The sequence below is a fragment of the Bifidobacterium tissieri genome, assembly GCF_002259645.1.
GTDB classification, from domain to species: domain Bacteria; phylum Actinomycetota; class Actinomycetes; order Actinomycetales; family Bifidobacteriaceae; genus Galliscardovia; species Galliscardovia tissieri.
Window position 1 is genome coordinate 210,048 of the sequence record NZ_MWWV01000002.1, and the last position, 8,932, is coordinate 218,979.

Genomic DNA, 8,932 nt, shown 5'->3' on the forward strand with positions numbered 1-8,932 from the left:
GTTGTGGTTGGTACTGGTTCGTAATGATTACGGCGATTCCCGGAGCGTTGTCTGCCGGCTACTGCGCCAGCGCACGCTCCTCCTTGGCGGCATGTTCCTTCACCGCGGCGATGGCTCTCTCGACCACCTCCTCCATGGTGCCTTCGATGGAGATCTCGATGCCCGGCTCGTCGGGCTGCAACGGTTCGAGAGCGGCGAACTGGCTGGGCAGCAGCGCCGGCGGCATGAAGTGCCCCTTACGCGCGGCGATGCGCTCGCCGATGAGCTCCGGCGTTCCGGCAAGATGCACAAAAAACACCGGCACGTTCTCACGCAGCACGTCACGATAGGACCGCTTGAGCGCCGAGCTGGAGACGACGGTGGATTCCCCGATCGAATCACGCGCCACCATCCAGCTGTTGATCACGCGCAACCATGGCCAGCGATCCTCATCGGTCAGCGGAATGCCGGCGGACATCTTGTCGATATTGGCCTGCGGATGGAAATCATCGCCCTCCGCCATGGCATATCCCATACGATCCCGAATGGCCTCGGCCACCGTTGATTTGCCGCATCCGGCAACACCCATAACCACTACATGCACGCTCATTGTCCGCTCCTTCGCCTGACTGACCGGTCAGCCGACCGATCCGTTCGTTCCGTCCAATCCAATCGGCTGGACTGACCAACTGATTCAACCGACCGCATTGCCTGAATGTGATTCCCGGATTCCCGACGCCGGTCGTCACACACCGAGACTGTCATGCACCGCGGTTGCTGACATCCACTCTATCGTCAATAAGTACTCTTTGTCAATTTAAAAAGAGTACTTTTAAAAAATGATGATCGGTCCAGTCGTCCGCGGTCGTCCATGATCGACGCAGTCACACCTGGCCGCACAACACGGATCCAACGCATTCCTCGTCCGAGACACACAGAATTGGTAGTCTTTTTCCTATGACAGATACGCCGAAATCCCCGTCGGCATCACCATCGATGCCGCCCAACGCCAACGAATCATCCGCGGACGGCAAGCTTATGCACCTGCCCATCGCCGATCAGCTGGCCATCGACATCATCGACGGACGCTGGATCGTGGGCGGCAACATCACACTGGAGGACATCCAGAACCGTTTCGGCGTCTCCCGCACGGTGGCCCGCGACGCCGCACGCTACCTTGAGGCGGCCGACGCTGTGACGATCCGTCGGCGCGTCGGACTGGTGGCACAGGACCCGTCCGCATGGGCGGCACTCAATCCGCAGGTCATCCAGTGGAAACTGCACTCGAGCCAACGCAAACAGGAGCTCATGTCCCTCACCGAACTTCGACTCGCTATCGAACCGGCCGCAGCCGCCGGAGCAGCCACCCGCGCATCGCTGGATGTGCGCGCCAAGATGCCGGTGCTTGCCATGGAGATGCGCAGGCACGGCGAGGCCGGCGATCTGGAACCGTTCCACGATCTCGACATCGAGTTCCATTCGATGCTGCTTCGCAACAGCGGCAACGAACTGTTCGCATCCCTTGCGCCGATCGTGGCGACCATTCTGCGCGGTCGTGTGGAGATCAACATGTATCCGAGCCGACCGTCGCCCAGCGCACTCGACGCGCACGACGCCGTCGCCGACGCCGTGTGGAAGGGCGACGCCGAGCGAGCCCGCAAGGGCATGCACGACATCGTCGACGAGGTCAGCAAGGTCATCGCCGCACGCTAACGCAGACGGCAGCCAGCAAAATCCGGTACAAAAAGGACGAAATCTGCAATTCGTAGTAGTTTACGGACGTTTTCGTTGCCAAAAACGTCCGTATCACACTACGAATTGCAGATTTCGTCTTTTCCAGCCCGTATTGTTCCGGGCGCTCCCGCATGTTCGAACCGCGGACCGCCGGAACCAGCAGGCCTCACACCACCTTGCGCTCGAACGGATCGGAGCTGATGCCCTTGGCCAGGATGTCCTTGCACCATTCCTTGGCCGTGAACAGGCTGTGGTCACGGTAGTTGCCGCAGCTTTCGATCGTGGTGGCCGGCACGTCGTCCCACGTGGCCTTGTACGCGATGAACTCCAGCGACTCCTTGAGCGCCTTCGCCACATCCTCGGTGGAGTGCTCGCCCCACGTCAGCAGATGGAAGCCGGTACGGCAGCCGAACGGCGAGCAGTCGATGTAGCCCGGAATGCGTTCGCGCAGCAGCACGGCGATCGTATGCTCGATGGTGTGCAGACCGCCGGTCGGAATGGCGTTCTCATTCGGCTGCACCAGACGCAGGTCATAGTTGGAGATCACGTCGCCGTGAGGGCCGGTTTCCGTGTCGATGTAGCGCACGTACGGTGCCTTGACCTTGGTGTGATCTAGCTGGAAGCTCTCAACAACCGGCTTCTCGTGTGTTTCGTCCGTCATGACGACTCCTTTTGACTGTGATTCATGACGACGCATACCGAATCCGTGCCGGCACACGTCGCATCCGTCCGCAACCGCGGCCCGGCGTCCGTCGATCCCGAACGGATCGGGACCCATCCCCTACTGTTGTCCGCGACGGCCGCCAAGTCAACCACCCCGCCACGCATGTCGGTATGAGTGTCGGTTATCGTCCGTTATCAGCGAGTGGCTTCGGGCATCGGTAGGTGCCAAAGGAACCCAACGCCTCTGGCACCCGTCAGTCGCCGAAGTCGCGGATCACAGCAAGAAAGCGCCCGCCGTACTGTTCGAGCTTCTTCTGCCCCACGCCGTTGACCGCCAGGAATTCGCCGTCGTTCCGCGGCCTCCGCACGCACATGTCGCACAACGTCTTGTCGCCGAATACCCGATATGGCGGAATGGCTTCCGCGCGGGCGATCTCCATGCGCAGTTCACGCAATCGTACGAACAGTTCGGCGTCCGCACCGTCGAGTTCGACGGGTACCGCACTGCGGGTCCTACGCGACGAGCCGCCGGTCTTCGAACCGCCCGAACCACCGTAGGTCGTGCCGCCGCCCGAACCGCCGCCATGATCGTCACTGTCAGCCGGCCGGCTCACCTGCTTGATCACCATACGGAAGCCAACCCGCCTCATATCCATGCTGCGAACACCGAACCAGACGAGCGGGAACCGCCCCTCCTCCACCGCAAGATATCCGTCGGCCACCATCTGCGACAGCACATCGCGGATCCGGGAATCCGGCACGTCACGCAGTCTGCCGTACATGGGGCAGGAGTCGAGACGCCGCCAGTCGTGCATTTCCCGGGCATCGGAGCCGCGCAGCACCTGCACGATCTTGCCGGCACCGTATTTTCGCGCCTCCTCGCCCTGCCGTCGGCCGCGCTGCCCCATTTCGGACACGCATTTGCCGATGGACACGGCGATGTCGGTCACGTCGATCGTTTCGAATTCGCCGTCGCAGTTGGAGCACCCCGAACACTTCACCTCGCCGGTCTCTCCGAAATACGAGGTGATGTACCGGTGCAGGCAGTCGGTGGTACGGCAGTAGCCGATCATGCCGTCGAGCAGTACGCGGCGACGGTTGCGCACGGCCTGCGCCTCCTCGTCGGTAAGGCGTTCGTTGCCGTTCTCCATTTCGATGAATCGACGACGGGTGGCAATATCGCCGTCGCTCCACAACAGCGTGCAACGCGAGGCGAGCCCGTCTCGTCCGGCGCGGCCGGCCTCCTGATAGTAGGCCTCGATGCTGTCGGGCATGTTGTGATGGATCACGTAGCGCACGTTGGATTTGTCGATGCCCATGCCGAACGCGTTAGTGGCCACCACCACGGGCGCCTCGTCGTTGACGAATGCGCGCTGGGCCGCATGACGCTCCTCGGGCGGCAGTCCCGCGTGATAGCACACCGCGCGCACGCCATGCGCACACAGGTCGGCGGCGAGCGACTCGGTCTCCTTGCGGGTGGCGCAGTAGATGATGCCGGATTCGTCGGGGCGGGCGGTCACATACCGTTCGATCCACTGCCGTTTGACGGTGGGTACGGCCTTGATCACGTCGAAGTAGAGGTTGGTGCGATCGAATCCGGTGACGCTGATCTGCGGATCGCGCAATCCCACGAGGTTGACAATGTCGCGGCGTACGCGTTCGGTGGCGGTGGCGGTGAACGCGGCGACGACGGGCCTGTCGGGCAGTCGGCTGAGGAAGTCGCCGATGCCGAGGTAGGCGGGACGGAAGTCCTGTCCCCATTGGGATACGCAGTGGGCTTCGTCGATGGCGACGAGCGCGATGTCGAGCGTGGCGGCGAATTCCACGAATCGTTGGGTGTCGAGTCGTTCGGGGGCCACGTACATGACCTTGCAGCGGCCGGATCGCGCTTCGGCGAGCGCGACGGACTGTTCCTCGGGGCTTTGCGTGGAGTTGATGCAGACGGCGTGGATGTCGTTGCCTTCGAGGCCGGCGACCTGATCGGCCATGAGTGAGACGAGTGGCGAGATGACGATGGTGACGCCGTGCATGAGGACGGCGGGGATCTGATAGCAGAGTGATTTTCCGGCACCGGTGGGCATGACGCCGAGTGCGTCGCGCCCCTGCAGGATGGCGTGGATCAGCGGTTCCTGCCCGGGTCGGAATCCGTCGTAGCCGAAGTATTGCCTGAGTGCGGACCGCGCATCGTTCATGTCTGCCATGATCCCGACCATAGCACTCCATAGCACCGAGGGCGGGCGCTGTCGAAACCGACCGGCACCCGCCCTCGATAGGCGATCGTTTTGCTAGACGCTTGCCAGAGCCTTGCCAAGGGGCTTACTGCGCGCTGCGTTCGAGCGCCTGATCGAGATCGGCGATCAGATCGTCCACGTTCTCCACGCCGACGGACAGGCGGATGAGGTTGTCGGGCACCTGCAGGGTGGTGCCGGAGACCGATGCGTGGGTCATGGCGGCCGGGTGCTCGATCAACGATTCCACACCGCCCAGCGATTCGGCGAGCGTGAAGATCTCGGTGCCGGCGGCGAATTTCAGTGCGGCGTCACGGCCGGCGGCCAGCTGCACGGAGACCACGCCTCCGAATCCGCCGTGCATTTGACGCGCGGCGATCTCGTGGCCGGGGTGCGATTCCAGACCCGGGTAGAGCACGCGCTCCACTTCGGGACGGGCCGCCAGATGTTCGGCGATGGCGAGCGCGTTGGCGCTGTGTCGCTTCACGCGCAGTTCCAGGGTCTTGAGGCCACGGGTCTGCAGCCAGGAGTCGAACGGTCCGGGCACGGCGCCGGCGGAGTTCTGCAGGAACGCCACCTTGTCGCGCGTCTCCTCGTCGTTGAGCACGATCGCGCCGCCCACCACGTCGGAGTGGCCGCCGATGTACTTGGTGGTGGAGTAGACCACGGCGTCGGCGCCGAGCTCGAGCGGATGCTGCAGCACGGGCGAGGCGAACGTGTTGTCGACGACGATCCGAGTGCCATGCTCGTGCGCGAGGGCGGCCACAGCCTCCACGTCGGTGATGCGCAGCATCGGGTTCGACGGGGTTTCCACCCAGATGGTTGCGTAGTCGTTGGCGCTGAGAGCCTCACGCACCGCGTCCACGTCGGAGATGTCGACCACGTCCAGCCCGATGCCCCACGGCACGAACACCTTGCTCAGCAGTCGGTAAGTGCCGCCGTACACGTCGTTGCCGAGCAGCACGCGGTCGCCGGGCTTGAGCGTGGATCGCAGCAGCACGTCGATCGCGGCGAGTCCGGAGGAGAAGGCGAGCGCGTACTTGCCGCCTTCGATCGCGGCGAGCTGCGTGTCGAAGGAGTCTCGGGTGGGGTTCACCGATCGGCTGTAGTCGTAGCCGTGGCGCAGCTGGCCGACGCCGTCCTGCTTGAACGTGGAGGTCAGGTAGAGCGGCGGGACGACCGCACCGGTGATCGGATCGGGCTCCTGACCGGCGTGGATGGCGCGGGTGGCGAGCTGGGTGGCGGTGAAGTCGATGGTCATGATGTGCTCCTTTGGATGTGATGGCTGGTGCCGTAGTGAGTGTAATTGCTAAGTGTGGTGATTGCTGACGTGTTGTATTGGTGTTATGAGGTTTGGGATTGTGGCGTATCAGTGCGGTTCACGAGGGACAACGCATGAGGAAGCACCGTGCGTCGCCGTCACGCGTTCGCCGACGTTCCGAGCACCGTATCCACGAGCGAGGGCTGTGCCGTGCGGTCCACGATGTCGCCGAATCCGTTGTCTCGCATCCACTGATCGTTGAAGATCTTGCCTAGGTAGCTGCGTCCGGAGTCGGGCAGCAGCACCACCATGAGCGCGTCCTTGCCGAGCTGGTGTTCACGCGCGTACTTGAGCGCGGAGACGACGGCCATGCCGCTCGAACCTCCCACGAGCAGTCCCTCCTCGGCGGCCAATCGGCGGGTCATCTCGAACGCTTCGGCGTCGTTGACCTGTACGATCTCGTCGACCACGGACGGGTCGTATGCGTCGGGGTAGAAGTCCTCCCCCACGCCTTCGATCTTGTACTGGTGCACGTTGTCGGGGCTGGAGTAGATGGATCCTTCCGGGTCGGATCCGATGACGGTCACCTGGTTGGCGGATGCGTCCTTGAGGAAGTGACCGGTGCCGGAGATGGTGCCGCCGGTGCCGATGCCGGCCACGAAGTGCGTCACCTTGCGGTCGGTGGCCTCCCAGATCTCGGGGCCGGTGGTGCGATAGTGGCTTTCCGGTCCGTTGGGGTTGCTGTACTGGTTGGGCTTGAACGCGCCGGGGATCTCACGGGCGAGACGGTCGGATACGTTGTAGTAGGAGCGCGGATCGTCGGGTTCCACGTCGGTGGGTGCGACCACGACCTCAGCGCCGTACGCGCGTAGCACGGATCGCTTGTCTTCGGAAACCTTGTCAGGTACCACGAATATCGTGCGGTATCCGCGTTGCTGGGCCACGAGCGCGAGTCCGACGCCGGTGTTGCCGCTGGTGGGTTCGACGATCACGCCGCCGGGCTTGAGCTGTCCGGAGCGTTCGGCCGCGTCGATGATGCGGGCGGCGATGCGATCCTTGGATGAACCGCCGGGGTTGAGGTATTCGACCTTGACGGCGATGGTGGCGTCGATGCCTTCGGTGACGTGATTGAGCCGGACGAGCGGAGTGTTTCCAACGAGTGCGGTGATGGAGTTTGCGATGGTCATGATGTTCCCCCTGCGGATTGACCGGTTTTCTATATCCGATTGCTGATTTTGGTGTGGATTGGCCGCCGTGCGCTGTTACCGTATATGTGCGTCGTGCGACCGGATGACACCGCCTGCCCCTTTGCCGGCCGGTGTTGCAATCGCGTGAAACATGACGGGGGAATGATTCGTAAACCGTTAGAGTTCGATTTCGATGACCGTATCGTCGTGGGAATCGTATGATCGACGATCGCCGCACCGGGATGATGCTGGATTGATGATCATGGATTCATGGCCCGACGTGGCCGAAATGAAAAACCGTCCTGTTTCAGTTATGCGTCACTGACCAGCACCCCCATATGCTCCGGTACATCGTACGGTACCCGGTTTGCATACCCAGAGGGGCGGCGGCTAGCGACAACAACATGAAAAGAACGTCATGACTCAAACGTTAGCACACCCGTGCACCCCCGCGTGTCGTTACAATCACACTCATAAAAGAACAATGCAGCACGGCAACGGCCAGTACTCGACCATTCCGTTGATCTTTCAACGCAAATGCCCAAATTCCACTATCACCGTGTCAACATATTGTTTTCACATTCCTCGATCTCATTATGTGAAATCCTGACTTCAGGATCTCCCGATTCGCATCTTCTTGTCGATCTTCAATCGGGGTGAATACACGCGCGCCCGCCGAATATCCGACGTCGTCGTCGGGATTTCGGAACTCCAAGGCCGGATGACAAAGCGGTTCACAACACGGGGATGCCTAGCGATTCCGCCCATTCTTCAATGGTGGAACCAATGGAGTCAAGATATCCCCGTGTTGTGAACCGCTATATGCGCTACTTCCTGGCAGCAGCACCCTCCGCAGCGTTCTCCTCGACGAGATCGGCATCCTTGGCGTCCTCGGACTCGATCTCACCGCTGGCGAGCTTGGCCTCAAGCTCCTCGACGATCTCGGCATGCATCTTCTCATCGATCTTCACGGTGAACATGAACACGAGGAGGCTGGCCACGATCAGGGCGAGCGGCGTGTAGAAGGCGAACATCTTGAAGGTGCGGATGTTGGCGGCGGTCATGTCGGCGGCGGTGGCGGTGCCGACCATGCCGGCGGCCACGGCGATGAAGCCGACGATGCCGTTGGAGAATGCGCCGGCGATCTTGTCGAGCATCGGTCGCACGGACAGGGTCACGGCCTCGTTACGACGACCGGTCTTGAGCTGACCGTACTCGATGGAATCCGTAAGGCTCAGAATGGCGGTCATCTGGATGAACGTGGCGGGGATGTAGAACAGTACGAGGGCCACGATCACGAGGGTGAGGCTCTGCGCGCCGATGATGAACATCACGTAGCCGGCGATCATGAACACCATGCCCGCGAGGTAGAGGTAGCGGCGCGGGATGTAGCGGTTGAGGATCGGGTAGAGCGGCGCGGCGACCAGACCGGTGATGATCGGGATCACGCCGGCGATGGAGAAGGCGGCCGGCTGGCCGAGTACGAACTTGAACAGGTAGAGCAGCACGCCGGTGGTGGCCACGTTGGCGATGGCGTACAGCAGGTAGCTCAGCGCGACCCACAGCAGCTGGTCGTTGTGGGCCAGGGCGCCGAACGCCTGCAGCGGGTTGCCGTTCTCCTGGGCCTTGGAACGCAGTGCACTCTCGTTCTCCTTGGTGCCGAACGCGACGGTGAGCGCGGTGAGGATGCCAAGCAGCGCGACGATGACGCCGAACGCCGTCCAGCCGGACTGGCTTTCGGTGTGGGAGCCGGTGAACACGTAGCTGAAGTAGGTGACGATCGGGATGACGACCACGGTGATGCCGTTGTAGCCGATGGAGCCGGTGAAGGAGCCGAGAGCAGTGTAGACGCTGCGCTCATGGGAGTCCTCAGAGATGGC

7 protein-coding genes are annotated in these 8,932 nt (G+C 62.3%); 1 reads left to right on the top strand and 6 read right to left on the bottom strand.

What is annotated here, in order from left to right; genetic code table 11:
• Window positions 1-58: 58 nt before the first annotated feature.
• A complete protein-coding gene (locus BTIS_RS01660; protein WP_094662041.1) occupies window positions 59-589 on the bottom strand; it encodes a gluconokinase in 531 nt (176 codons plus the stop codon).
• Between the two features lie 347 nt (window positions 590-936).
• Between BTIS_RS01660 and BTIS_RS01665 the strand changes: the two genes are divergently transcribed.
• Window positions 937-1,692: a FadR/GntR family transcriptional regulator gene (locus BTIS_RS01665; RefSeq protein ID WP_245819201.1), complete on the top strand. Its 756-nt coding sequence runs from the start codon at window positions 937-939 to the stop codon at window positions 1,690-1,692.
• 187 nt (window positions 1,693-1,879) lie between these two features.
• Here the strand turns inward: BTIS_RS01665 and BTIS_RS01670 are convergent, their stop codons facing one another.
• From BTIS_RS01670 to BTIS_RS01690, 5 genes are all read right to left on the bottom strand, one after another.
• The gene (locus tag BTIS_RS01670; protein WP_094662045.1) at window positions 1,880-2,374 is read right to left on the bottom strand and encodes an S-ribosylhomocysteine lyase; all 495 of its coding nucleotides are present in this window, start codon (window positions 2,372-2,374) and stop codon (window positions 1,880-1,882) included.
• A gap of 256 nt (window positions 2,375-2,630) precedes the next feature.
• Window positions 2,631-4,577: a RecQ family ATP-dependent DNA helicase gene (locus BTIS_RS01675; protein ID WP_245819203.1), complete on the bottom strand. Its 1,947-nt coding sequence runs from the start codon at window positions 4,575-4,577 to the stop codon at window positions 2,631-2,633.
• A 115-nt stretch (window positions 4,578-4,692) separates the two neighbouring features.
• Window positions 4,693-5,865: a cystathionine gamma-synthase gene (locus BTIS_RS01680; protein WP_094662049.1), complete on the bottom strand. Its 1,173-nt coding sequence runs from the start codon at window positions 5,863-5,865 to the stop codon at window positions 4,693-4,695.
• 158 nt (window positions 5,866-6,023) lie between these two features.
• Window positions 6,024-7,052 carry a cystathionine beta-synthase gene (locus BTIS_RS01685; protein WP_094662051.1) on the bottom strand — a complete coding sequence of 343 codons (1,029 nt, stop codon included), beginning with the start codon at window positions 7,050-7,052 and terminating at the stop codon, window positions 6,024-6,026.
• 827 nt (window positions 7,053-7,879) lie between these two features.
• Window positions 7,880-8,932: glycoside-pentoside-hexuronide (GPH):cation symporter (locus tag BTIS_RS01690; protein WP_094662053.1), on the bottom strand; the 1,053-nt coding region annotated here is incomplete at its 5' end.